The sequence below is a fragment of the Gammaproteobacteria bacterium genome, from assembly GCA_028819075.1.
Classification (GTDB): Bacteria; Gemmatimonadota; Gemmatimonadetes; order Longimicrobiales; family Gaopeijiaceae; genus BD2-11.
In genome coordinates this window covers 15,625-41,159 of sequence record JAPPMM010000047.1, presented here as the reverse complement: position 1 = coordinate 41,159, position 25,535 = coordinate 15,625, and the positions used below count along the sequence as shown (strand labels likewise).

Annotated in this window: 14 protein-coding genes; 5 read left to right on the top strand and 9 right to left on the bottom strand. The window is 65.4% G+C overall.

Translation table 11 applies throughout. The features are described from left to right. Nucleotides 1-2: 2 nt before the first annotated feature. Nucleotides 3-2,339: a DUF5916 domain-containing protein gene (locus OXU32_12610; GenBank protein MDE0074790.1), complete on the bottom strand. Its 2,337-nt coding sequence runs from the start codon at nt 2,337-2,339 to the stop codon at nt 3-5. A gap of 207 nt (nt 2,340-2,546) precedes the next feature. Between OXU32_12610 and OXU32_12605 the strand changes: the two genes are divergently transcribed. The 3 genes from OXU32_12605 (at nt 2,547) to OXU32_12595 (ending at nt 7,928) form a co-directional block, all read left to right on the top strand. After that, complete coding sequence (locus OXU32_12605; GenBank protein ID MDE0074789.1) at nt 2,547-3,140, top strand: hypothetical protein; 594 nt, start codon at nt 2,547-2,549, stop codon at nt 3,138-3,140. Between the two features lie 38 nt (nt 3,141-3,178). Then, a complete protein-coding gene (locus OXU32_12600) occupies nt 3,179-6,388 on the top strand; it encodes a SusC/RagA family TonB-linked outer membrane protein (GenBank protein ID MDE0074788.1) in 3,210 nt (1,069 codons plus the stop codon). A 70-nt stretch (nt 6,389-6,458) separates the two neighbouring features. Next, nucleotides 6,459-7,928 carry a SusD/RagB family nutrient-binding outer membrane lipoprotein gene (locus tag OXU32_12595; GenBank protein MDE0074787.1) on the top strand — a complete coding sequence of 490 codons (1,470 nt, stop codon included), beginning with the start codon at nt 6,459-6,461 and terminating at the stop codon, nt 7,926-7,928. A gap of 93 nt (nt 7,929-8,021) precedes the next feature. Here the strand turns inward: OXU32_12595 and OXU32_12590 are convergent, their stop codons facing one another. Continuing rightward, nucleotides 8,022-9,170 carry a DUF3179 domain-containing protein gene (locus tag OXU32_12590; GenBank protein MDE0074786.1) on the bottom strand — a complete coding sequence of 383 codons (1,149 nt, stop codon included), beginning with the start codon at nt 9,168-9,170 and terminating at the stop codon, nt 8,022-8,024. Next, nucleotides 9,167-9,550, bottom strand: coding sequence for a hypothetical protein (locus OXU32_12585; GenBank protein ID MDE0074785.1), 384 nt, complete (start codon nt 9,548-9,550; stop codon nt 9,167-9,169). Before OXU32_12585 ends, OXU32_12590 begins: the two co-directional genes overlap by 4 nt. 154 nt (nt 9,551-9,704) lie before the next feature. On the opposite strand from OXU32_12585, the gene OXU32_12580 reads away from it, so the two are divergent. After that, nucleotides 9,705-12,800: a hypothetical protein gene (locus tag OXU32_12580; GenBank protein MDE0074784.1), complete on the top strand. Its 3,096-nt coding sequence runs from the start codon at nt 9,705-9,707 to the stop codon at nt 12,798-12,800. Here OXU32_12580 and OXU32_12575 read toward each other — a convergent pair. From OXU32_12575 to OXU32_12555, 5 genes are all read right to left on the bottom strand, one after another. After that, entirely contained in the window at nt 12,760-14,832 is a 2,073-nt protein-coding gene (locus OXU32_12575; protein ID MDE0074783.1) for a S9 family peptidase, read from the bottom strand. The two genes, OXU32_12580 and OXU32_12575, sit on opposite strands and share 41 nt — an antisense overlap. 93 nt (nt 14,833-14,925) lie before the next feature. After that, entirely contained in the window at nt 14,926-17,031 is a 2,106-nt protein-coding gene (locus tag OXU32_12570; GenBank protein MDE0074782.1) for a S9 family peptidase, read from the bottom strand. A gap of 63 nt (nt 17,032-17,094) precedes the next feature. Continuing rightward, nucleotides 17,095-18,342 carry a hypothetical protein gene (locus tag OXU32_12565; GenBank protein ID MDE0074781.1) on the bottom strand — a complete coding sequence of 416 codons (1,248 nt, stop codon included), beginning with the start codon at nt 18,340-18,342 and terminating at the stop codon, nt 17,095-17,097. A gap of 9 nt (nt 18,343-18,351) precedes the next feature. Next, nucleotides 18,352-21,390 carry a SusC/RagA family TonB-linked outer membrane protein gene (locus tag OXU32_12560; GenBank protein MDE0074780.1) on the bottom strand — a complete coding sequence of 1,013 codons (3,039 nt, stop codon included), beginning with the start codon at nt 21,388-21,390 and terminating at the stop codon, nt 18,352-18,354. A 270-nt stretch (nt 21,391-21,660) separates the two neighbouring features. After that, nucleotides 21,661-22,188, bottom strand: coding sequence for a hypothetical protein (locus OXU32_12555; protein MDE0074779.1), 528 nt, complete (start codon nt 22,186-22,188; stop codon nt 21,661-21,663). A gap of 155 nt (nt 22,189-22,343) precedes the next feature. Between OXU32_12555 and OXU32_12550 the strand changes: the two genes are divergently transcribed. Next, complete coding sequence (locus OXU32_12550) at nt 22,344-23,810, top strand: CapA family protein (GenBank protein MDE0074778.1); 1,467 nt, start codon at nt 22,344-22,346, stop codon at nt 23,808-23,810. A gap of 4 nt (nt 23,811-23,814) precedes the next feature. Here OXU32_12550 and OXU32_12545 read toward each other — a convergent pair whose 3' ends face one another. Further along, nucleotides 23,815-25,524, bottom strand: a complete 1,710-nt coding sequence (locus tag OXU32_12545; GenBank protein MDE0074777.1) for an amidohydrolase family protein — start codon at nt 25,522-25,524, stop codon at nt 23,815-23,817. Nucleotides 25,525-25,535 lie beyond the last annotated feature (11 nt).

Here is a 25,535-nt window from a genome sequence, read left to right as displayed (position 1 = left end):
TCCTATCTCCGGAACAGATAGCTCAGCTTCATGAAGAAACGGTCCTCGCCCCGGGCCATGCGCCGGAACCTGAACGCCTGGGGCTCGTCCAGCGCGGCGCCGTAACCGAGGAAAACGACGGTGCCGGGGGTCGGGCGGTACGACAGCAGAACATCCCCCGTGAACTGGTTGTCCTCCGTGGCGCGCGAGGGCATCCAGCCGCCCGTATCCGGGTCGAAGAGGAAGATGGGCTCCTCGGTGTCGCCGGTGCGGAGCGCATCCCGTTTGAAGGAATCGTACTGGCCCACCAGGCGCACGAAGAGGAAGCGCGAGATCTGGTACTCGAGCGAGAGCCGGGGAATCCGCTGGATCGACATGTTCGACCCGTCGGAGCGGCGGTCGAGGGTGAGCTGGTTGTAGAGGAAGTTCAGGCGGAACTGGTCCGTGGGGCGCCAGTTGACGGTCACGTTGGGGCGGAACAGCCACACGCCCCGCGCCTCGGCGAAGCCCACGTCCTGCCACACGTTGACGCCGACCCGGGCCGAGAACGTCGAGAACTCGGGCGTGGTGACGTTCGTGATCCACCCGCGCACGTCGGTGATGCGGTCCGGGGCGTCCCAGAACACCGTGTCCGCGCCCGCCGGTCCCGGCCGAACCACCCCGTAGTCGGTGTACCACTCGGGCTTGAACGCGTAGCTCTCCCATCCGTGGCTCACGCGCATCGACCATCCGCCGCGAAGCTGGAAGGTGCTCGACAGGAAGGTCTTGGTTTCCTCGGGCGGATCGCTTCCGAAGCCGTGGTATCCCCACCATCCCATGGTGCTGAACCCCGGAGTCCAGCGCTCGATGACGGCGCCCGGCCTCCCGTAGAAGTTCACGCTGTTGCTGGTGCGGGTGTGGATCACCCCGGGGCGGTTGACAAAGCCGGCCTGGGTCTCGAAGTCGGGGTGGATGCCGTTGATGCGATAGTCCAGCACCAGCCGGCGACCGGTGCGCTGGAATACCGCCTCCCAGATGGGCGCCTCGGTGGTCGTGCCTCCCGACCGGGTGAAGCTCGCGCCTCCCTGCAGGGACATCGTGTAGACGCCCCCGAAGACCAGGCGGGTGTCGGCGGCGGCCACCCGGTTGAAGTCGCCTCCCACGACGCGGTCCGTGTAGACCATCCCGACCGTGGACTGCCCGCCTACGTCGCGCTGCAGCCTGAGCGCATTGAACATGGGGTTCGAGTCGACGCCCGCGCTGCTCGGGACCGCCCCGTCGATTCCCGACAGCAGCCCGATGTTCATCCCGGCCACCTTCCCGGTGAGCTTGACGCCCGTCACCGGATTCTGCAGCCGGCGCGTGTAGATGAGCCGGTTCGGGGCGTCGAAGCGATCGATGCCCTCGAGGAAGAAGGGACGCTTCTCCGGGAAGAAGAGGGCGAAGCGCTCGTTGCTCGAGACCTGCCCCACGTCGGCTTCGACGTGCGAGAAATCGGGGTTCACGGTGGCGTCAAGGGTGAGGTTGGCGCTCACGCCCCAGCGCAGGTTGCCCCCCATTTCCGTGTCCGAGCCGTAACTCCAGGCGTCGCCCCCGTCGGGTGCTCCGTTCAGCGCCGCCGTCACGGCGGGCGTGAAATCGACCACCATGCCGCGGGTGAGGTCGCGCAGGTCCACCAGCCGTCCCGACTGGCCCAGGAAGGAGGCGGCGCCCCGCCGCGCGGCGGTCCAGGTGTCGGTGTACCCCGAGTGCTGCACCTTGCGGATGACGTTGATGCCCCAGCTCTGCACGTCGGACGCCTGGTAGCTGATGCTCTCGAAGGGGATGTGGATCTCGACCTCGTAGCCGTAGTCGGTGAGCCTGCCCCTCGAGTCGAAGATGTAGTCGGGCGTCAGGTTGGTCTCGCTCACCTGGACACCCCGGCTGGCCCGCCCCTGTTCTCCCTCGGTGCGGTTGCCGTCCTGCTGGATGCCGAACGGGTTGACGCCGAAGAGGAAGGCCTGGCGCCGGTCGTCGAAGGTGTCGAGGAGGAGCTGGACGTAGTCGTCGCCCTCGATCCGGTCGCGGTCCGCGAGCGTGGCGTTGACCGACCCCGAGGCGTCGAAGGCCTTGATGCCGAAGTAGATGCCGGTCGGGGAATACCAGATCAGGACCCGGGTGGTGTCGGCGGCCGGCCTCTGGTCCACGGGCTCGTACTGGGAGAAGCCGGTGAGCACGGAGGCTTCGCGCCACGCGGGCTCGTCCAGAAACCCGTCGATGTTCGCGATCTGCTCCAGGCGCGGAACAGAGACCTCGGTCTCGCCCGCGATCCCGGCATACGCCGCCTGCGCTTCCTGCATCACCGGCGCCGCTCCGAGCACGCTGAGGAGTATGGGCAGCATCGCGTTCCCGGCTGGTGTGAAGAGCGCATCCCGACGCGCTCTCCGACAAGTATAGCGCGAGCCGCGTGGGAGCACGACATGCGTTTCGCGCTTGACGCGGGGACCTCGTTAAGCCCATAATGTGGGTTTTCCAAGGTTTTCCGAGGCTCGACCCGGCTGGCCTCCCAGCCGTTTCAGGTCCGTCTCGACAGCAGTAAGGAGGACTCCATGTCAGGTGTACGGAGGCTTGTCCTCGCAGGGCTGACGGCTGCGTTCGCCGCACTGCCCGCCGACGCGCAGGAACCCGTTAGCAGCTTCTCCCTCGGCGCCCATGGCGGACTCATCAACGATCCTGCGGGCTACGATGCCGACCGTATCGTGTCCTACGGGATGGGCGTCCGCTTCGGCGCAACCGCCAACCTTCAGCTCTACGAGCGCATCTCGGTCCGCGGAGACGTCAGCCTCACGTCGAAGTCCGGGACGGACACCAGCGGAGGCATCAACGAGTCGGTCGACCTCGGCCGCCAGTTCTACGGCGCCGGCGTCGAGGTTCTGCTCATGACCGGCGGCAGCATGGAGCCGTACGTCCATGCAGGTGGCGGGCTGGTTGTGGTGGACCGGCAGGGTCAGGACATGAACAGCTACGCGTACGACGTGACGGAGTTTACAGGCGTCGTGGGCGGAGGCGTGAGGCTCCTGCTCGAATCCAACGCGTTCGTGTTCGCGGACGTCACGACCTGGACCTACCAGAACCACATCGTGGACGAGTCCAACATGGACACCTCGTTCAGTGTGGGATTCGGCTACCGCTGGGGCGGTTAGCCGGGAGCAAGCGGCAGTAATCTGTAAGGAGGTCAACCATGAAGCAGAACAAGGTATGGACAGTGCCGCTCGCGCTCCTCGCGCTGGCGCTCCTCACGGCTCCCTCGCTCCTTCGGGCGCAGACCGGGAGCGTCACCGGCGTGATCACCGATTCGGGCACGCTTGCGCCGCTCGAAGCCGTCCAGGTGTCGATCGCGGGACAGGGGATCGGCGGCACGACCAACGCGGATGGCCGCTACCTCATCCCCGGCGTGCCGGTGGGGGAGGTGACGATTCAGGCCGAGCGGCTGGGCTACGTGACCCAGACCATGGTCGTTACGGTAACCGCCGATGCGGCCGCCGTGGCCGACTTCGCGCTCGACAGCGAGGCCCTGCTGCTCGAGGAGGTGGTGGTCACGGCCCTCGGCATCACCCGCGAAGAGCGAAGCCTGGGGTACTCGGTCCAGGGCATCGACGGCGATGAACTGGTCGAGGTGCGTGACAACAACATCATCAGCAACCTGGCCGGCAAGGTGGCCGGGCTGGTGGTGACGCCTCCCGCCGTCCTGGGCGGGACCTCGAAGATGATCCTGCGGGGGGTCGCCTCCATCTCCGGCAACAACGAGCCGCTGATCGTGGTGGACGGCGTGCCCATCGACAACAGCCGGCGCGAGACCGCCGCCAACGGCGGCACCCGGGGCGCGGTGGTCCGCAACCGCAGCGGCATCGACTACGGCAACATGGCCCAGGACATCGATCCCTCGAACATCGAGTCGATCACGGTGCTCCGGGGCGCCAACGCGGCCGCGCTGTACGGGTCGCGCGCGTCCAACGGGGTCGTGGAGATCGTGACCAAGTCCGGGCGGGGCTCGCTCGGCACCACCACCATCACGGCGAGCAGCAACTTCGTGGTCGAATCGCCGCTGCGCATGGTCAAATACCAGAACATCTACGGCGGCGGCGCCACCGACGACGGCTACAACTGGGTCGACGGGCGGGGCGGCGGCGAGAACGACGGCGTGGACGAAAGCTGGGGCCCGCCCCTCGACGGGCGCCTCTATCCCCAGTGGTGGTCGAACGGGGTCCCGCAGCCCTGGCTGCCCTCCCCCATGAACGTGAGGGAGTACTTCCAGACCGGGAACAACCTCACCACCAACTTCGCCATCTCGCACGCCACCGAGCGCTCCAACGTGCGCTTCTCCGCGCTGCGCATGGACGCGACCGGCATGGCTCCGCGGAACGAACTGGAGCGCACCCAGTTGGCGTTGAACGCCGGGGTGGATGTGACCGAGCGCTTCGACCTCGACGGCTCGTTCCAGTACACGCAGACGCAGGGGCACAACCGCCCCGCGCCCGGGAACGGCTCCTACTACGCCATCCACATCTTCAACTGGTTCCAGCGCCAGGTCGACGCCAAGCGCATGGAGCGGGCCAACGCCGAATGGGATCCGACGTCGGGCGTACTCACGCCCAACTGGAACCACAACTATCACGACAACGTCTACTGGGTCCAGAACTACCGGAACAACGACGACCGGCGCAACCGGGTCATCGGCCAGGTCACCGGCAACTACAAGTTGGCGGGCGAGTGGCTGAACGCGCGCGTGCGCCTGGGAACCGACTGGTTCGAGCAGTCCAACAAGGAGGTCTACCCCTTCTACTCCCAGGACACCCCCGAGGGGGGCTTCGTGGAGGCCGCTTCGTTCCATCAGGAGACCAACGTGGAGGCGCTGGTCACCGCGAACCGGCAGCTGACCAGCGATTTCTCGCTCAACGTCAGCGGCGGGGCCAACATGCGGCGCAACGACTTCGACCTGCAGGAGGCGGGAAGCCGCAAGCTCAACGTTCCTGACATCTACAACGTGAGCAACTCGGCGGCACCACCGCTGCTGAACTACGTGATCCAGAAGAAGCACGTCAACAGCCTCTACGGCCTGTTCACCGTCGGATACCGGGACTTCGCCTTCGTCGACGTAACCGCCCGCAACGACTGGTCCTCGACGCTCCCCGAAGACAATCTCTCATATTTCTATCCGTCCTACTCGGGGAGCCTCGTCTTCACCGACGCCCTGCAGATCGACTCCGACTTCCTCTCCTACGGGAAGCTCCGGGCAAGCTGGGCGAAGGTCGGAAACGACGCGGATCCGTACCAGCTCACCTCGGTCTACTCCGAGGTCGACAAGTTCGGAAACATCCCCGGCTACACGACCAGCAACACCATCCCCAACGCCCATCTGCGGCCCGAGGAGACCCGTTCCTGGGAGATCGGCGCGGACCTGCGCTTCTGGTTCGACCGAGCTGCGCTCGACCTCACCTACTACAACTCGACCACCAGGGATCAGATCCTCGCCGTGGACGTGTCGGAAGCCAGCGGCTACAACCGCCAGGTCCTGAACGCGGGCTCGGTGCGCAACAAGGGCTTCGAAGCGTTGCTGACGGTCGACCTGCTGAACCAGCCCCGCGGGCTGGCCTGGGACATGTCGTTCAACTTCGGAAAGAACGACTCCGAGGTGCTTGAACTCGCCCCCGGCCTCGAGTCGATCGTGATCGGGCGGGCCGGCGGCATCCGGGGCGCGGTTGAGGCTCGACCCGGCCACCCGTACGGGGTGTTCTTCGGTCCGGTGTGGAGGCGGGACGCCGCCGGCAACATCATCGTCGGCAGCAACGGACTTCCCATCCGAGGTTCGTCCGAGATCATCGGCTCCTACCAGCCTGACTGGATCGGCGGCGTGCGCAGCACGCTGTCCTACGGCTCCTTCACCGTCAGCGCCCAGGTCGACACGCGCCGGGGCGGGCAGATCTTCTGTGGCTCCTGCCGCCTGGGCTACCGCACCGGCGTCCTGTACGAGTCGGCCAACCCGACCCCCAGAGACTGGGATCCCGACCGCGTCACGGGCCGGGGCCCGGTCGTGTTCCCCGGGGTCACCGAGAACGGATCGGCGAATACCGTGGCGGTGGCGCCGAGAACCCTCGGCACGCGCCTCGACGACGTCGACACCGAGTGGCTCTTCGACAACAACTACACCAAGCTGCGCGAGGTGGCGATCGCCTTCGATCTGCCGCCCGCGTATCTGGACGCGCTCCCGGTATCGCAGGCGCGCATCACCTTCGTGGGCCGCAACCTCTGGCTGTGGACCGGGATCCCGCACATCGATCCGGAGACCGCAGCCATCGAGGGCAGCACCACCGAAGCGAATCTCGCCGGCATCGAAGACAAGCAGTTCCCGACGCCGCGGACCTTCGGAATCAACATCTCCGTCGTGCATTGAGGTGATGAACATGCTTCGACAGGAGAAACCGATGATGCCGAAGACATCTGATTCGAGCGGGAGACCGAGAATGAATACGAAGAGAAGGACAAATCGCGGCCTCGCGGCCGGTTTGATCGTGGCAATGGGCCTGGGCGTCTCCGGTTGCACGGAGGATTTCACAGGGATCAACACCAACCCCAACGCACCCACCGACGTGGGCGTTCAGTACCTGCTGCCCGCAGGCATCGTGAACGCCGTGACCTCCCTGCTGGGAACCGGCTTCGACCGGGGCACGGCCTCGGTCTGGGTGCAGCACTACGCCCGCCTCCAGTACGGCTCGATCGATCGCTACGAGATCGACGGGAGCTTCTCGGACGGGCTCTGGGCCGGCCTCTACACGGGGGCCATCGTGGATTTCGACGCAGTCGTCCAGAAGGCCGCCGAGAGAGGCAACGCGAACCAGGAGGCGGTCGGCCGAATCCTGCGGGCATGGATGTTCCACAACATGGTGGACCTGTGGGGCAATATCCCCTACAGCGAGGCGCTGGGCGGGCTGGCCCAGAGCAACATCACGCCCGTGTACGATGACGCCCAGACCATCTACAGCTCGCTGCTGGCCGAGCTGTCCGCCGCCAGCTCCCAGATCGCCCCCATGAACGGGCTCTTCCCGGACGTGTTCCGGGGAACGGTCGGAAACCCGGACCTGATCTTCGAAGGCGACATGTACAAGTGGCAGCGCTTCGCCAACTCGCTGCGGCTGCGCATGGCGATGCGCATCCAGAGCGCGTCCGAGGCCTCGAGCGCAATCTCGGCGGGCGTCTTCGCAAGCAGCGATGACGAGGCCAAGCTGGTGTGGCTGGGTTCTCCGCCCAATGAGAACCCGATGGCGCCCGCTTTCATCGCCCGTCCCGGCGACTTCCGCATCAGCGCGGCGATGGTCGACGCGCTCATCGAGCACAACGACCCCAGGCTCTCCATCTACGCCGATCCCGCGAGGGAAACGGGTGAGTTCCGGGGCATGCCCAACGGCATGGACGACAGCCACGGGATCGAGTTCGAGCAGGTGTCGCGTGTCGGCAAGTGGTTCCTGCGGCCCAGCACGCCGACGTGGATCCAGTCCTACGCCGAGGTGGCGCTGCTTCAGGCGGAGGCTGCGGTGAGAGGGTATGCCGGTGGCGATGCGGCGGCTCTCTACGAGGCCGGGGTGCGCGCTTCCATGGAGACGTACGACGTCTCGTCGGACGACGTTGACGCCTATCTGGCGCAGCCGATGGTGGCGTTCGCTTCGGACATGGAAACCCAACTGCAGCAGATCGCCCAGCAGATGTGGTTCGCGCTGTACGACCAGGGGCCGGAGGCGTGGGCCTACTTCAGGCGCGCCGACCACCCCGGTCTGGTGGCGGGTCCCGACAACCTGAACAACAACCTCATCCCGGTGCGGCTGCCGTATCCGCAGAGCGAGGAGTCGGTGAACAACGCCAACCTGTCGGCCGCGCAGTCGGCGCAGGGGCTGGGACCGGAGCCCTGGAACACGCGGTTGTTCTGGGATCCGAGCTGAGCCGAGCCCCCAGGGTCTGACCCTCGGTTCGGGTCAGGCCCGGCGGCGAGGAGAAACCGGTCGGCGCCTGGCATGGGCCGGCCGGTTTCGCGTTCAGGATACCCGCAGCGGGCCCGACAGCACGTCGGTGTTGGGGTGGAAGGTCGCCCAGGCAAACCAGAAGGCGATGTAGGCGTCCGCCACCTGCGGGAGCGCCGAGCCTTCGAGAGGCCCCGCGACCGCACGGCCTTCGATGTTCCACCTGCTGCCCGTCTGCACGTCGAAGAACCCGCCGTCCCGCACCGCGAAGGTGAGATCCCGGCCGCCGGATGTCGGGTGGTAGGCCACGGCCGCCTGGGCCCGGGTGGACCAGAACACCACTACCGGCCGCGTGCCCTGCACGTCGTCGTGCACCACCACCACGTCGCCCCGGCTCTCGAGCACGATGAACGGGAACGCCATCCCGAAGCCGTTTTCGCGCGGGATGCCCAGGACACGCTCCTTGGGGGGGCGGCGCGTGTCGAACTCGGGGTTCGGGAACAGGGTCTGGGGGTTGTCGACTACCTCGTAGTCGCCGTAGGGATAGTTCTCATAATCCCGGCCCCGCGGCTGGAGGCCCGAGACCACCAGCGTCTCGGGATGCAGATCCTTCCAGGTGCGCCAGCGCATTTCGATCGCCGGCAGCGGCTCGAGTGGCTGTCCGTCCATCGGCCCACACCGCGCGCCCTGCATCATCTGCGGGAAGAGCGATTCCTCGGCTCCGTCGAGCCGGCGGTTGAACATCATCAGGTTGTTGTGGAAGAGGAGGCCCGATACGCCGAAATCGACACCCTCGACGGAAGACCGATCGAAGACCATGCTCGACCCGGTGAGCGGACAGTAGGTGACCGCGAACGGGCGCCCGAAGTCGTCGAAGTTCACGATCTCGTGCCACCAGAGGATGTTGTGCGGCACCGCGAGGGCCTTCCCGTCCACCTCGAGCCCGATCACCCGGTCCGCTTCCCGGACATAGGTGGCCTCGGCGTGGTCGCTGGAGACCAGCGACGGGTTCACGAGTGCCGGAATGCCGTCCCGGCCTACGCCTCCGGAGACGATGAACTCCTCGGGAATGCTGCAGAAGGAGTCGTCTGGCAAGGACGGCGCCACGCCACCCCCCTGGTCGTCGAATGGCGAGGTCGTCTCGACGAGGCTGCACGCGGTCAGGATGCCCGCGATGGCGCAGAAGGCGGCGCGTCCCGGCCGTCCCGGCGCGAGGCCGTTCATCGCCGTAGCGAGATGAGCTCGATGATGCCCCGGGGATACCCCATCCCGTAGCGGCTCGCCGCCCTGCCCGGATCCAGGTAGTGAATCTCCTGGATGTCCCGCACCTGATACGCGTTCAGGACGTTGATGTCACCGATTCGCGTCCCGTCCATGAAGACCGTCGGAGTCACAGGCGTCGCATTCGCGAGGCCCACGGTCTGGCCCCGGGCGCGCAGCCACTGGGGATGCAGCGCGCGGATGACATCGTGCGCCGTGATCGCCTGCGACTCTTCGATCTGCGCGCGGGTGATGAGGTTTCGGGAGCCGCCAGGGCCGCTGCCGGTGGACGCGCATCCCTGCAGGGAGACGGCGAGGAGGAGGGAGAGGACGAAGTAACGCATGGGGTCCTCCATGGGCGAGGGGAGCTTCCTCAACGTAGCACCCTTGAGGCCTCTGCGCTGATCCTTGCGCGCCACGGAGAGACCGCTCTACCCTCCGGTAGGGCGCAATCGACTGTTGGTGCGCCCATCCGCTACTCGGGAGGTAGCCATGTTGATGACGCTGCGAACGCTGATCCTCCTTCTTCTCGTCTCCGCGACCCCGGTCCTGGCCCAGATGCCGGAGACGCTTCTCGACAACTTCAGGCCCCGGGAAGTCGGACCAGCCTTCATGGGGGGACGCATAGTGGACTTGGCGGTATATGAGGAGGATCCGGCGATCTTCTACGCCGCGACGGCTTCGGGGGGCTTGCTCAAGACTGTGAACGGGGGCAATTCCTGGGAGAACGTCTTCGATCGTCAGTCAACGGTGTCCATTGGCGACGTGGCCATCAACCCTGCCGATCCCAGCGTGATCTGGGTCGGCACGGGCGAAGCCAACAATCGGCAGAGTTCCTCGTGGGGCGATGGCATCTACAAGTCGACCGACGGTGGACGGTCTTGGCAACACATGGGGCTTCGTGAATCGCACCATATCGGTCGAATCATCGTCAATCCGCAGGACACCGATATCGTCTACGTGGCTGCGCTCGGACACCTGTGGGGAGCCAACCCGGAACGCGGCGTGTTCATGACGGTCGACGGCGGACAGAACTGGCAGCACGTGCTCAGCTTGAATGACGACACCGGCGCGGTGGATCTCGCGATCGACCCGGCCAATCCCAAGGTGCTGTACGCCGCGGCCTATCAACGCCGACGCAGTGCGTGGGGCTTCAACGGTGGCGGTCCCCATGGCGGCATCTACAAGACCGTCGACGGTGGGCGCACTTGGAGGAAGCTTGGCGCCGGCCTTCCCGAGGGTGTCGTGGGGAGAATCGGCCTCGACATCTTCCGCGGCAACTCCAACGTCGTGTTTGCGACTGTCGAGCACGAGGAAGGCGGCATATTCCGGTCCGCAGACAAGGGCGAATCCTGGACAAAGGTGAACGACCTGAATCCGCGGCCGATGTACTACAGCCAGATCCGCATCGATCCGAATGACGAAAAGCGGATCTATGTTCTGGGCACCGAACTGTCCGTGTCCGATGACGCGGGCAGGACGTTCTTCGAGGGCGACCCGGAAGTTCACTCGGATCACCATGCGCTCTGGATCAACCCGGCGAATTCCCGTCACCTGATCGACGGCAACGACGGCGGCGTCTGGGTGAGCCGTGACCGCTCTCGAAGTTGGGAACACCTGAACAACTACGCGATGGGTCAGTTCTATCACGTCACAGTGGACATGCAGCAGCCCTATCGCATCTACGGCGGCATGCAGGACAACGCCACATGGGGTGGACCGAGCATGGTTCGCGATCGCCAGGGCATCGCCAATGAACACTGGACCCAGATGCTGGCATGCGACGGAATGTATGTAGCGGTCGATCCCAGCGACGGCCGTTCGATATACACCAACTGTCAGAACGGCCGCATCGTGCGCTATGACCAGGCGACGGGGGAGCGGAAGGCGATTCAGCCGCAGCCGGTGTCCAGCGAGGATACTCTGCGGTGGAACTGGACCACGCCCATCGTCGTGTCGCCTCACGATCCCACGACTCTGTTCACCGGAGCCAACAAACTCTACAGGTCCACCGACCGTGGCCACAGCTGGACGGCCATCAGCGAGGACCTCACCGGACAGGTCGACCGCGACGAACTGACGTTGATGGGCGTCCGCGGCGAGGATATTACGCTATCGAGAAACGACGGCGTATCATCGTTCGGCAATATCACTGCACTCGCCGAATCTCCACAGCTGGCCGGACTGATCTATGTCGGCACGGACGACGGCAAGGTGCACGTGACCCGCGACGGCGGGACGTCGTGGACAGAATTGACCGACAGGATCTCGGGCGTACCCGAAATGATCTACGTGAGCCGGCTGAGGCCATCGGCCTTCAGCGAAGGAACCGTGTATGTGTCGTTCGACGGTCATCGGAGCGACGACTTCCGACCCTACGTCTACGTGAGTAACGACCATGGTGCCTCCTGGCGGTCCATTGCGTCCAACCTGCCAACGGGCTCCGTCTACGTGGTCGAGGAAGACCCGAGGAACCCGAACCTCCTGTACCTTGGCACGGAGTTCGGCCTCTTCGCCTCAATCGATCAGGGGTTGAACTGGACGCGGTGGAACAACCTCCCAACGGTTGCCGTCTACGACCTGGTCGTCCACCCTCGCGACAATGACCTGGTGCTGGGGACGCATGGCCGCAGCATCATCGTCTACGACGACATCTCGCCGCTTCAACAGCTCAACGACGCCATTCTCGCGTCCGGCAGCCATCTGTTCGACATGCGACCCGGCACTCAGTTCATTCCGAACGAGAACGGATGGTTTCTCGGTGGACGCAGCTACAGGGCGGAGAACCCCGAAGCCGGCACCAACGTGCATTACTATCTGAGTGACTCCCTGGACGACGATGTCGAGATCACGGTCCGCGACGCTGCCGGCACCGTTGTTCGCGAACTGACGGGACCGAAGGACGCCGGCATTCATCGGGTCGTGTGGGACCTGCGTGCGGAGCCCAGCGGACCTCCGGCCACGGGTCTCGCCGGAGCGCTGAATCTGACCGACCTGGGTCCGTTCGTGCTTCCCGGCGAATACTCCGTACGTCTGTCGGCGGGCGGGCAGGATCATACGAAGACCGTCCGTGTCGTCGGAGATCCATTGGTCGAGATGACCGACGCCGACCGCAGGGAACTCCATGCCATGCTGTTGTCGCTAACCGGGATGCAAAGGACGACCGAGTCTGCCGCGGACGTGATCGGAAAGATGACTGAGGAGGTCCAGCGGGTGTCGGAGACGCTCGCGGAACATCCGAGCCCCCCCGACGCCGTGATGACCTCCGCCGAGGCAGTGGAAGAGGAGATCGCAGATCTCCGCACGAAGCTGACGGGAGCCGAAGGAGGAGGGTTCGGGTCGTCTGCGCTGAGCGATCGCATTGACCGCCTGAAAGCCGCGCTCATGGGATCGCAGTCGCTGCCCACGGCCATTCAGTCGGATCAGTTCGAGCTGTTCCGCGCGGAGCTGAACGACCTAGTCGGTCGGGTGAATACGTCCATCGACAGCACACTGCCAGACTTCTACCGGCAGCTCAGCGACCATGGAATCCATCCGATCCCGAGCGAGCCGATCAGCGTCCGCTCGCTGCCACCTCTCCGTCCTTCACCATGAAGCGCTCGAACCAGTTGCGGAGCAGCAACTGTACCCGCAGAAAGTTCGTGGGCGGGCGGCTCCTCGAGTGCCATCCGTCCGTCAGGCGAACCATGGCCGTGGGAATCTGCCGGAGCTTCAGCGCGCGGTAGAACTGCTCGGTCTGCTCCATGGGTGTGCGAAGGTCGCGCTCCCCGGTCATGAGCATGGTGGGGGTGGTGACGTTGCCCACGTACATGAGGGGCGATCGCTGGAGGTGCTCCGCCGGGTCATCCCAAGGGAGTTGCTCGAAGTCGTAGTACCAGCTCGATCCGTCGGTCGTCCCCACGAAGCTGATCCAGTTCGTCACCGGGGCCTTGGCCACGGCGGCCGTGAATCGATCCGTGTGCCCGACGATCCAGGACGTGAGAACACCCCCGCCCGAGCCGCCGTACACGAAGAGATTGCGCTCGTCGATGTAGCCGCGCGCCAGCATGGTGTCCACACCCACCATGAGATCGTCGTAGTCCATGGACGGATACGCGTAGTTGATCGCGTTGCCAAACTCGCTCCCGTAGCCGGAGCTTCCACGGGGATTCGTGTAGAGGACCACGTAGTCGTGAGCAGCGTGGTTCTGGTTCTTGAAGTCGAACCCGGCGTTGTACATCGAGTGCGGACCACCGTGGATGCGGAGGATGAGCGGATACTTCCGTGAAGGGTCGAACCCCGGTGGCTTGTTGATCCACCCCTGGATCTGCAGCCCGTCGACGGACGGATACCAGATCTCCTCCACCTCACCCAGCTCGACGTCGGTCAGGGCCGCGTCGTTGGTGGACTTCAGCATTTCTATGTCGCTCGGGCGCTCCAGGTCGAAATGCACGATGCTGCCCGCCTCGTGGTACGCCGTACGGGTCCCCACCACGGTGCCGTCGGAGCCGATGCTGGTCACGGAGAGCATGTGATTGCCTTCGGTGACCGCGCGTGGCTCTCCGTCCAGCGGTGCGTACCAGAGATTCGACGTGCCCAGGATCGACGCCGTGAAGAAGAGTCCGCGGCTGTCGTTCGACCAGGTGACTGTCCCCAGTGCGCGTCCGAGCTCGTCGGCGACCAGGCGCGGGTCAGAGCCATCGGCATTCATCACCCACAGCCCGTTCTCCCGGTACGTGTCGGTTGTGAAGGGGAAGCCCTGGTACGCGATGTATCGGCCGTCCGGTGAAGGCACGGGATTGCCGTCGGGTCCGCGGCGGCTGGTGAGCTGCTCCACCGAACCGGTGTACACGTCCACGGCGTAGACCTCGGATTCCCGGTACTGGTGCTCGGCGTCCTCGGCGCGGAGGCCGGAGAACAGGATGCGCGAGCCGTCGGGCGTCCACGTCGGGGAGCCGTGATCGTAGGGTCCGTCGGTGATTTGCCTGGCGGTCCCGCCGTCGGCGGAGACCACGAAGATGTGCCGGAAGCCGATCGGCGCCCAGCCCTGGGCGTCTCGCCGGTAGACCAGGCGCTCCACGATGCGCGGCGGTGCCGTCCACTCCGCGTCGGCGGGAGCGGTCGGCATGTCAATGCGCCATTCGGGGTCGGGGGGAGCGTCCACCAGCATATTGAAGGCGATGCTTTGGCCGTCCGGCGACCACGTGATTCCGGAGGGGCTCTCCGTGAGCCGCGTGATCTGCGAAGTGGCGCCCTCGCTGTCCATCCAGCGAACGAAAATCTGGGCTCCGGACGGCTCGCCCTGCGCCACGTAGGCGATGCGCGTGCCGTCGGGCGACCACAGCGGAGAGGAGCCGTCGACCAGGAAGCGGTTCCGGCTGCCATCCGCATTCATGATCCAGACATCGGAAACGTGTCCGTCGTGAACCTTGTCGATCCACTCCCGCTCGTAGATGACCTGCCGCCCGTCCGGAGACAGCTGGGGGTTTCTCACGAACTCCCAGTCCAGATACCGGTCAACCGTAAGGCGGTCCGAGAGATCCTGGGCTCCGGCGTCGACCGGGATCAGGAGGGCGCTCAACACCAGGAGCGCGGTGGAGTGCACGATGGTGCGAAGCAGCGCCGAAAGGATGATCGACGGTCTCATGAGGGCCTCCGGGGTAATGGAGAGCGATATGGCATCGACCCTGGCAAGTCAGGGGTCGGCCGGAGCAGGCACATCATGACGCCGACCAGGCTCTCAATCCGGTCGTTCGTCCGCCGCCCCGGCAGGGTTGTCTATCAGCCAGTGGACGAACCAGGACCTCAGACGCTCCAGGCGATCGACGAGGAGCCAGGGCTCGCCAGTCCGTGACAGGCCGTGTGACGACCTCGGGTAGCGCACGAACTCCACGGGTACGCCGAGCTTCTTGAGCGACATGAACCACTGCTCCGCGTCCGCCATGGGAGTGCGCCAGTCCTGCTCGGAGTGGATGATCAGCGTGGGTGCGGTGACGTTTTCCACATACGAAAGGGGTGAGAGCCGATCGTACAGCTCGCGCTGCTCCCAGGGAGGCCCGTAGAACTCGAACTCGGTCATGTTGGGGATGTCGGACGTGCCCCACCAGCTGTACCAGTTCGAGATGGATCTGCTGGTCACCGCAGCCGCGAAGCGGTCCGAGCGGGCGGTGAGCCAGTTCGTGCTCACGCCGCCATAGCTTCCACCGGACACGCCGAGCCGGTCCGGATCGATATCCGGATACTTCGCCAGGGCCGCGTCCACGCCCGTGAGAAAGTCCTCCTCATCCATCACATGCCAGTTGCCGCGCGTGGCATACTCGAAATCGTGTCCGTAGCCCGCCGAGCCCCGGGGGTTCGGATAGAGGACGAAGAAGCCGGAAGCCGACAGGACGTGGAATGTCTGGAAGAAGGTGTTGCCGTAGGCGCCGTGCGGTCCCCCGTGGATCTTGAGGACCATCGGATACCGTTGGCCAGGCTCGTATCCCGCCGGCTTCACCACCCACCCCTCGATCTCGGTCCCGTCGGCGACGGTCCACGTGAGGCGCTCCGCCGGCATGCGCGTAACCCCGGCGAGCCAGGAGTCATTGAACGAGCTGATCCGATGCTCACCGGTTCCGTCGGTCCGGGCAACGTAGACCTCGGCCGGCGTGGCGGCGTCCGTGGAGGTGTAGGCCATGACCCGCCCGTCCTTGGACGTTGACACCGAGGCTACGCGGCGGTCCCCCATGGTCACTTGTCGGACCTCGCCTCCCGAGGCAGCCACCTCGAACAGATGACTGTTCCCCCCGATGGAGGCTTCGAACCGGATCGCCCGGCCGTCGGATGTCCAGGCCGGAGCGCCGGGCGTCAGCCGCCAGTCCGGGGTCAGATTGCGGGGCTCGCCGCGGAACGTTCCGTCCGGGTCCACCGCCACCACCATGAGCTCTTCTTCCCCTCCGTACACGGCCGTCGATACGTAAGCGAGAGATCCTCCGTCGGGGGAGACCGCCGGATTCGATTCGGACCCTGGATTGGACGTGATCGCCCGGGGCTCGCCCCCCGCGCGCGAGACCGTATAGATGTCCCGGATCACCTCGACTTCAGGTTCGAACTGACCGGGATCGGCCGAAAAGAAGATGGTCTCGCTGTCCGACGACCAGGTCACCTGGCCCACGTCGACGGGGAAATCGGTGAGCTTCCTGGGCGCCCCTCCTTCCGAGGGCACGACGTAGAGTTGCTGCTTCGGAGTGGAAGGGGGGTCGGCCTGCAACGGCAGGATGCCGTCGCTCTTGTAGTGAAAGTGGGTGATCACCCGCCCGTCGAACCGTTCACGATCAAGAGTGGTGGTGATCGCGTTCGGAGCGATCCACCCTGCGCGCCCGTTCTCGTCCTCCTGGTCCTCCGTCCATGTGTACGCGATCCACTGTCCGTCGGGTGACCAGGTCGGCGGGCCATTGACTCCATCGATTCGATAAGCCTCGCCGCCAGGGGCGGTCACGGGCACGAACCAGGTCGAGCTGCGCTCGTCACCGCGCTCGGACTGGAAGCTGATTACAGTGCCGTCCGGAGACCAGCTTGGCGAAGAGGATTCCCGGGTGGGGTCGCTGAACCGGCGGGGACCTCCGACCGGTTGTCCCTCCTCCAGACGCTGTATCCAGATTTCCCGGTGCCGCCGGTTTTCCTCCTCCAGGATCGTCGTGGCCACGAAGGCCACGAGGTCACCCGCAGGGGAGACTGCGACATCACCCGGGAAAGTCATCCGGTAGTAGTCCGCTGGCTCGACGCCTCGTGTCTGCGCTCCCGCGGGTGCCGGGATGAGCACACAAAGGAGAATGGTTGTGGCGATGCCTGCTTGCGCCGTACGCATGGTGCGCTCCTCGGAAGGGGGTGTTTTCCCGTTCACGTTTCTTGATGGGCTCAGCGCGGGAACCTACCCTCCCTGGAAGTTCGGATTGTTCGCGAGCTCCTTGAACGGCAACGGCCAGCACGTCGTGGCGGAGTACGGCTCATATCCGACCTTGTGATACGGCGTCCCGGGAGACTGGACTCCTCGCAGGACAAAGGGGTCGGTGCGGAAATAGAGCATCCGCTTCCCTTCGAGATAGAAGTCCAGTGAGTACTGGTCCATGAACTCGATGAAGACGCTCTGATCGTCCATTGGACCGTCGTACGGCGGCTGGCCGTTGGCTTCGCGCCGCGCCTGCACCAGGCTCAACTGGGCTGCATTCCCCTGCGCATGCGCCGCGATGTAGTCGGCTTCGAGCCTGGACGCGAGCCGGATGGGATCGTTGTAGCTCGTGTATTTCCCCGGGCTGAAGATCTCGGTCTGCCCATCCATGGGAACATGCCTGTTTACTTCCGGCGGAATCACGGTTACGCGAGGATCGTCCAGGTCGCGAAAGTCGGGGTGCACCGAGACGACCGACTGTCCGAAGGTGCGATCCCACACCCGGTTCGACAGGCGCGTGCGATTGGCGATGTCGTCCACGAAGGTGAGGTTATACACGAACCCTTGCGCTACCTGACCGGCGTCCGCGCTGGCCTCGCCCGCGCGCCCGAGCTGAAGGTTGGCCCGAGCTCGTCCGACGAGACCGGCATTGACGAAGTCCTGGGCCTCCCCGGGCCCAAGTCCCCTGCTGATGTCGATGGCGTGAGAAAAGCGATCGGCGGCCGACTCGAGCATCTGCGCCGTGCTGAGAGCAGGCCCGCCGCCCACTGCTCCCTGGCAATAGAATTCCGCCATGGCCAGGAAGGACCAGCCCGTGAACAACGCGGCTCTCGCCGCGTGGATGCTGCCGGCTACCTCCGTTCCCTCGAGCTGCTCGGAAACTCGGGCTCCGAGAGCTATCGCCTGGGCGAGTTCCGGGAACTCACTGGAGAGCGTCTGATCTACGACACGCGTGGCCCAGAGATTGCCCGGCGCGTTGATGTCGGCGCTGAGGATCTCTCCGGTGAACCATCCACCCTCCACGATGAAGTCTCCCCATGCCTGCTTGAAGTTCTGCTGGGTGGACAACGCCAGCGCACGAGCGTCACTCACCGGGTCTATTTCCCCGGCAATTACCGCGTTGGGGTTGGGGACCGTCAGAAAGTCATCACACCCGGAAAGTCCCAGGCCGACGACCACAAGTGCGATCGTGGCCAGGCCTCGCGTTCCATTCTCTATCATGGTTCTCATGGTTCCCCCTCAGAATCCGAGATTCACCCTTATGCCGTAGCGGCGTGCCGGGGGCACGTTGAAGAAGTCATAGACCTGGAATCCCTCTCCGAGGTCTCTGGCAGGGCCGGAGATGGCTTCGGGAGAGTGCCCGCTGTAGTCGGTCCACAGGGCAAGGTTGCGTGCCGAAAGGGTGATCGTCGCACGATCGGCCCCGAGTTGGCCTGCAAGTTGCGCAGGGAGGGCATACACCAGCGCGAGTTCCCGGAACCGGAGGAAGTCCGCCTTCTCGTACCAGGCCTCGCGGACCTCCGCCTTGTTCACTTCCTGTCCCGACTCGTTCACGAACGGGCCGAAGCGGCGGAGCTGCTCCTCAGGCGGGAGATAGTTCGGGTCGAACGCTGCCCGAGCCCGGGCAAGCTGGATTTCGCGGTACCGCCGCTGGTTGTTGTTCATGTAGTAGTCGCCCTTCCAATCCAGCTGCGCGGCTACACGAAGATCGCCGAAGATCGTCATGGTAGAGGCGATGCTGCCCTCGTGCCCCGGGAACTTCCCGCCGATGAACTCCAGCGTGTCCGAAACGATGACCTGGTTGCCTGCCACATCGATTCGGCGAATCTTCGGCGAGAAGAACGACGAGAGGGGACGCCCTTCGACGAAGCGCTCGAACTGCCCGAAGGCGGGAAGATCTCCCAGATCGACGAGCTCATTGGTGAGGGTACTGGCGGACAGGGTCACGTCCCAGGAGAAGTCGGGTGTGGTGATCACCTGGGCATTCACGAGGGCTTCGAGACCGCGGTTGTGCACCTCGCCGACGTTGTCGAAGGGGTCTTCCCTGAATCCGACCGAGGGCGGGAGTTCCCTGCGAAGGAGGAGATCCTTCGTCACCTTGTTGAAATAGGTGAGTTCGATCCCCAGTCGGTCGTCCAGAAAGCTTGCATCCACACCGGCTTCGAATTCCGTTCCCCGCTCGGGTCTCAGCTCGAGCTTGCCCGGGTTCAGCAGACCGAGCCCCACTTCGACATTTCCGGCCCTGGTGGCGTACGGAACCGGATCCAGTGTCTCCAGCGTAGCTCCCGGTGGCGGCGCACGTCCCGTTGCTCCATACGCCGCGCGCAGGCGGAGTGTGTTTATGAAGCCCAGGCCGCCTCCGAAGAACGGTTCCTCCGAAACAACCCACGAAGCTCCGGCCTTCGGCAGGTAGACGGCACCCACTTCCTCGCCGAAGGAAGAGTTCCGGTCGACGCGCATGCCGACCTGGAAGAACAGCCGATCCTGGTAACCGACCTCCCCCTGCCCGATGTACCCGAGCGACCTCTCCCGCAGGAAGCGCTGTCCCCCGGCGCTCTCGGCAGCGGCGGAAACCACGCTGGCGGAGTTGGTGGCGAGGCCCAGGCCGTCACCCCACAGGAAGTCGTCCCGGATGTCGACCACCTGGACCCCGACTGCTCCGTTGGTCGACCACTGGCTGGCTCCGCCGAAGCGGAACGTCGCGTTCGTGATGTAGTCCAGGGTGACATACTGGAGGCTTCTGCGCGTCTCACGCACCAGCCCGGGATTGTGGGTGGATCGATACAGATTCTGATCGGTCCTGGGGATGTGGCGAACCTTCTCGTTCGCCGTGTAGTCGCCGCCCACGATCAGCCGATTCGAAAGCCAGTCGAAAGGCTGGAAGCCGAGCTCGAGCGTGGGCATGTGCCGGACGACATCGACCTCGTTCTTGATGGCCGCGATGGCGTCGACCTGGCGGGGACCAAGCCAACCGTCGTTCGGTTCCGTGCCCACCGTCAGGGGGGAACCCAGGAGCGCGTTGGTCACCATCCCGTAAAGGCTATGGTTGTTGTCGGGCTGCCGGCTGTACGTGGTCAGCAGTGTATAGCCGGCGTTCAGCGTCAGGACCGGGTGCGGGGTCCACGTGACATTGACGCGGCCCGACCGCTTGTCCCAGTCGCTGGCAGGGAGGGTGCCGTCCTCGCCCGAGGCGAAGAGGGAGAGATAGTATGTGAAGTCTCCCGTGTCCGTTCCCCCTCTTCCGGACCAGCTCAGGGACTTGTGGTTGCCGGTGCTGAAAGCGCCGTACCGCTCAAGCGGATTGTCCGAGACCACGGTGCCGACGGGCACTCCCTGGCAGAGCGTGGCGCCACGGTCGATGTGAGTCTGAGCGCACACGCCCCAATTGGAAGGCGGTGTGAAGTTGTCATGGGAGATGGCGTCGTATTCCGCCGTGAGCGTCTGCCGGAAACCGCCGGCCGACCCGCGCTTCGTGATGATCTGAATCACGCCCGCGGAAGCGTCCGCCCCGTAGAGCGTTGCGGCTGCCGGTCCCTTCACCACCTCGATGCTCTGGATGTCCTCGGGGTTGAGGTCATTCAGCCTGCTGGTTGCCTGTCCTCCCGTTCCGGTGCCGCTGCCGGAGCCTTCCCCCGGCCGGTTCACCGATTCGATCGTGCCGTTGGCACGAATCCCGTCGATGAAAATGAGCGGCTCGTTGGAGAGGGATATCGAGGAGGAGCCCCGTATTCGAATCTTCTGTGACGAGCCGGAGACACCCGATCCGTGCGTTACGGACACTCCCGGGATCCGCGACTGGAGAACCTCGGAGACGCTGTTGATCGGAGCCAGCTCGATCGCTTCCGCGGCATCGACGACCGACACCTGCGCCGGTTGGGACCGTCGCAGACTCTGACCGGCCGTACCGGTCACAACGATCTCATCCAGTCCGATCGCTGACACGGTCAGCTCGAAGTCGAGAATGGCGGTCTCGTCAAGTACGACGGTGACGGTCTGTTCCCCGGTATGGTATCCGATCCTCTCGGCGCGGACCGTCACTTCACCGACGGGAACGTTGATGATGACGAAGGTTCCGCTGGCGTTCGTCAGCGTTCCCCGTCCTGTGCCCGGGAGGTGTACCTGGACGCCAGGGAGAGGTAGTGACGTGCCGGCTGCAGTGACGCGTCCGGTGATCCTGCCCTCTTGCGCCTGGACCGGACCAGCCAGCGCCAAGAAGAGCAGGACGGAGCCTGCCGCTGAAGAAGAAAACGGACGAGTACAACGAGTGAAAGACATCATCCAACCTCCGTCCGAGGGATGGGGAACGGCGGGTGCCGTGGTGGAAGGCGCCAAAAAAGCCTGAGCTGTTACAGCGGGTCTCCCGGACGATCAGGTTAAATCCTACAAGCTACCATCTTCATCGGCAAGGATGAAGACCTTTCCGGAATCGTTGACCAGATCCGGGCCTTTCCGGAAGTGCCGTCGCGGTCGGAATCCGCCCCCGTCAACCGCGATTCTGCGCGTGGAATGTTGCGAGCGCGGCCGCGTGAACCGCGTACCTGTCGCAGATCAGACGGGTGTCACAACACCGCGTCGTGGAATCGCGTCCGGCAAGGGTCCCAACGCCGGAGGGCTCACAGCGCCGATTGTTCCGGGGTTGGTGGGAGACGGGGCGTTTTCCTCTCCTCCCGAACCAATGGCTTGGTGGATCAGCATGCCGAGCGCGGTAGCCAGGGCGGTGGTAAGGAGGCTGGTGCGCCAGACGGACACCCGCCGCGCCTCGACGCGTTCAATCTCATCCCGCAGGAACGCCATGTGGTCCTGAAGGACGCGGCCCCCGCCGATGCCGGCAGCGTTGGTTACCCGAGCGACGGATAGAATGATCTCACGCTCGCTCACGGAGACGAGCTCCCCTTCGTACTCCCGCTCGGCCGTCATATCGAGGTCGTCGAGACGGAGGGCGCCCGCGACGGTCAAACGAACCCGGACGTCGGTTCCCGGCGGCGGGACGGAAGCCAGGGGAGCGTAGCTGAAACAGCCGGCAAGCAGCACCAGCAGTGCCGGCAAACTCGCGCACTTCAGAATCTGCGAGGCCATCGGGAAAGCCTAGCCTCCGCGTGGCGGCCATGCCAGCCCGAACCCGTGGCTAACGCTGCCATCGTAAGCCCGCCGCCAACCCGCTTGCCCCCCTATCCCGTCGCGGCGTAATCTCACTGTTGCAAGTCAGATCTTCCCTGCGGCAGGAGGTAAACATGCGCGGATCGACTGCAACCCGAACCGGAATTCTTGCCCGCCGGGCTCTCGGCGTCTCGCTCTTCCTTTCGCCCCTGCTGACGGCCTTACCCGCCGAGGCCCAGCATCGCGATGGGGAAGGGGAGATCACCATGGCGATGGTGGGGGACCTGATCATCACGCGGGCGCTGATGCCCTACGACGAGCCCGAGTTTCTGAAGCTGAGGGACGTGATCGGCGGGAGTACCGTGGGCCTCGGCAACATGGAGATGCTGCTGCACGAGTACGGTCCCGACATCATTCCTTCAGCCCAGAGCGGGGGCACGTACATGGCGGGGCATCCGGACCTGGCGAAGGATCTGGCCTGGATCGGCCTGGACATGCTGGGGCTCGCCAACAACCACACCATGGACTGGGGCGCGGGCGGGATGCGCTCGACTCAGCGTGCGCTTGCCGCGGCCGGAATCAAGGTCGCCGGCTCGGGCGAGAATCTCGCGCTCGCCAGGGCCCCTGCCTACCTGGAAACGATGGATGGCCGGGTGGCGCTCATCGCCGTGTCGTCGAGCTTCTCCGAGCACATGAGAGCCGGCCACCAGCGTCCGGACATGCGCGGGCGGCCCGGCCTCGCGCCGATGCGCTTCGAGACCACGTACACGGTGCCACGCGACGTCTACGAGAGCCTGGACGAAGCGCGCGCCCAGGTAGGGGGCATCGAGGGCAACTTCGAACCCGGCGATGGCTACCGCACCATCACGACCCCGCACGAGGGCGATCTGGAGGAGCTGCTGGCGACGGTCCGCGATGCGCGCCGGCAGGCCAACTGGGTGGTGGTGACCAGCCACACCCACCAGGGGGGTGGCAACAACTACATTCCGAGCCGGGCCGGAGACCAGCCGGGCTGCCTGGGCCTCTATCAGGACGAATGCAACGAGGGCAGCTATGTGCCCGCGGACGCGCTGGTGACGTTCGCCCGGGCCACCATCGATGCCGGGGCCGATGCCTTCTACGCGCACGGTCCGCACGTGCTGCGCGGCATCGAGATCTATCAGGAAAAGCCGATCTTCTATTCCCTGGACGACTTCCTGTTCCAGAACGAGACCCCGCCGTTCCAGCCCTGGGACAACTATGCCCGCTATGACGTGGACGAGTTCAGGGGGCTGCCGTCCGATTTCTACGATGGCAGGGAAGTGGCGTCAGGAGGCGGGCGTCCCGCGGCGGACTACTGGTGGGACGGAGTCGTGGCGGTTTCGGACTTTCGCGACGGAGAGCTCTACGAAATCCGACTGGTGCCGACGGTCCTGGGGTACGGACTGCCGCGCCCGCAGCGTGGCCGGCCGGTGGCGGCCTCGGGCGAGGACGCGCAACGGATCCTGACGCTCCTGGCCGCGCTCTCGGACCCGTTCGGCACGGAAATCGAGGTGGTTGGAGATGAGGGCGTGATCCGCGGGCCGGGGGCGTTGAGGACGGATAGTTCGGGTCGGCGGTAGCGCCTCAGTCCGTCGCGGGCGGCCTTCTTCCCTCGGTGGGCGTGATCACGATTCCGGGGAGCATCCCTGTGGGCGCGCCCTCGTCCACGACGAAGCTGCCATTGACGAGCACGTAGTCGATTCCGGTCGCGTACTGGTGCGGATTGGTGAAGGTGGCCATGTCGCGGACCTGCTCGAGGTCGAGGACGACCACGTCGGCCACGAAGCCTTCCCGCACCTGGCCCCGGTTACGGAACCCCAGGATCTGGGCGGGCAGCGTGGTCATGGAGCGGATGGCGTTCTCGACGGACAGGACGCCGCGGTCGAGGGCGTATTGCCTGATCTTGCGCGGGAAGGTGCCGTAGTAGCGGGCGTGGATGGCCGGTCCGTCCTCGGGCAGTGAGATGCCGCCGTCGGAGGCAGTTGCCACCCAGGGCTGCGCGGAGAAGTTCTCGATGTCCTCCTCGGAGAACGAGAAGCTGCGCAGACGCCCGCCGCCGCGCCGGTCACGCATTCCCTCGAGCTGGAGCTGGATTGCGGTCTCGACGGTTGAGATCCCGCGCTCGTCCGCGATCTCGGCGACGCTCTTGCCGATCAGCGTGCGATCCGGGTAGTCGAAGACCACGATGTTCTCCGCGCCGCCCCGGAACTCCGTCTCGTAGGCGATGTCCTGCCTGAGCATGCGGGCGCGCTCGGGATCGGCCAGGGTCGCGCGCAAGGCTTCCGTGTAATCGGGCGTCGCGCCCGGACCACCGCCCGGCGGCTCATCGTCGGCGCCCACGGCCCATTCCGGAATCAGGCTAACGTTGCCGTCGCTCCCGCTGGTCGCGTAAGGGTACTGGTCTGCGAAGATGGCGACGCCCCGGTCCCGGGCCCGGCGGATGGCCGCGATGATGGCGCCGCTCGAGCCCCAGTAGTTGGCGCCCCGGGCCTTGATGTGGGTCGCCACCACCGTGGCCCCGGTGCGCTCGCCGATTTCGATCGTCTCCTGGATGGAGTTGAGCATGGTGGGAGGCCCGGGCTCGTCCTGACTCGGCCTCCACCACATCGGCGAGGTGCCGCTGCTGCGCTCATGCTCGATGAAGACGCCGCCGTACGGCACGATCTCCTCCACGACCGCGACGACCTCGTCGGTATTGCTCCAGCGGCCGGGGACGTATTCGAGGCCCGCCGACATCCCGAAGGCCCCCGCTTCCATCCCTGCGCGCGCGAGGTCCCGCATGCGCTGCACTTCCGCGGGCGTCGCGAGACGCTGGTAGTCGTCGCCCATGGCCTCCGCGCGAATCGAGTTGTGGCCCACCATGAGGATCGCGTTGGGACCGATGCGCAGGTCCTGCAGCAGCGACCTCTGCGCACCGATGTCCACCGGGCTGCGGCCGTCCTGGTTGATGACGACGGTAGTCACGCCCTGGGTGACCAGGTTGGCGGCGGCGCGGCGGCGCTCGTCCGGCGCCGCCAGACCTCCAGCGCCGTGCGAATGAAGGTCGATGAAGCCGGGCGCCACCACCTTGCCGCGGGCGTCGATGACCCGCTCGGCCGGCGCGTCGGCCAGGTCGCCCACGGCCGCGATCATCCCGTCCCGGATGCCGACATCGGCGTAGATCCACGGGTTTCCCGTGCCGTCCAGGACCTGAGCCCCGGTGATGAGCACGTCGAATGAGGACTCCTGCGCCTGTAGGCGCGAGACGGGCGCGAACAGCGAGAGCACGAAGAGGCCAGTCAGCAAGCGACGCATGGTTTCCTCCG

What these genes read in the sequence shown, in the direction of transcription:
- OXU32_12565 (MDE0074781.1), bottom strand. Translation starts at nt 18,342, where the DNA reads ATGAGAACCATGATAGAGAATGGAACGCGAGGCCTGGCCACGATCGCA.
- OXU32_12610 (MDE0074790.1), bottom strand. Translation starts at nt 2,339, where the DNA reads ATGCTGCCCATACTCCTCAGCGTGCTCGGAGCGGCGCCGGTGATGCAG.
- OXU32_12550 (MDE0074778.1), top strand. Translation starts at nt 22,344, where the DNA reads ATGCGCGGATCGACTGCAACCCGAACCGGAATTCTTGCCCGCCGGGCT.
- OXU32_12580 (MDE0074784.1), top strand. Translation starts at nt 9,705, where the DNA reads ATGACGCTGCGAACGCTGATCCTCCTTCTTCTCGTCTCCGCGACCCCG.
- OXU32_12555 (MDE0074779.1), bottom strand. Translation starts at nt 22,188, where the DNA reads ATGGCCTCGCAGATTCTGAAGTGCGCGAGTTTGCCGGCACTGCTGGTG.
- OXU32_12545 (MDE0074777.1), bottom strand. Translation starts at nt 25,524, where the DNA reads ATGCGTCGCTTGCTGACTGGCCTCTTCGTGCTCTCGCTGTTCGCGCCC.
- OXU32_12590 (MDE0074786.1), bottom strand. Translation starts at nt 9,170, where the DNA reads ATGAACGGCCTCGCGCCGGGACGGCCGGGACGCGCCGCCTTCTGCGCC.
- OXU32_12595 (MDE0074787.1), top strand. Translation starts at nt 6,459, where the DNA reads ATGAATACGAAGAGAAGGACAAATCGCGGCCTCGCGGCCGGTTTGATC.
- OXU32_12585 (MDE0074785.1), bottom strand. Translation starts at nt 9,550, where the DNA reads ATGCGTTACTTCGTCCTCTCCCTCCTCCTCGCCGTCTCCCTGCAGGGA.
- OXU32_12600 (MDE0074788.1), top strand. Translation starts at nt 3,179, where the DNA reads ATGAAGCAGAACAAGGTATGGACAGTGCCGCTCGCGCTCCTCGCGCTG.
- OXU32_12575 (MDE0074783.1), bottom strand. Translation starts at nt 14,832, where the DNA reads ATGAGACCGTCGATCATCCTTTCGGCGCTGCTTCGCACCATCGTGCAC.
- OXU32_12570 (MDE0074782.1), bottom strand. Translation starts at nt 17,031, where the DNA reads ATGCGTACGGCGCAAGCAGGCATCGCCACAACCATTCTCCTTTGTGTG.
- OXU32_12605 (MDE0074789.1), top strand. Translation starts at nt 2,547, where the DNA reads ATGTCAGGTGTACGGAGGCTTGTCCTCGCAGGGCTGACGGCTGCGTTC.
- OXU32_12560 (MDE0074780.1), bottom strand. Translation starts at nt 21,390, where the DNA reads ATGATGTCTTTCACTCGTTGTACTCGTCCGTTTTCTTCTTCAGCGGCA.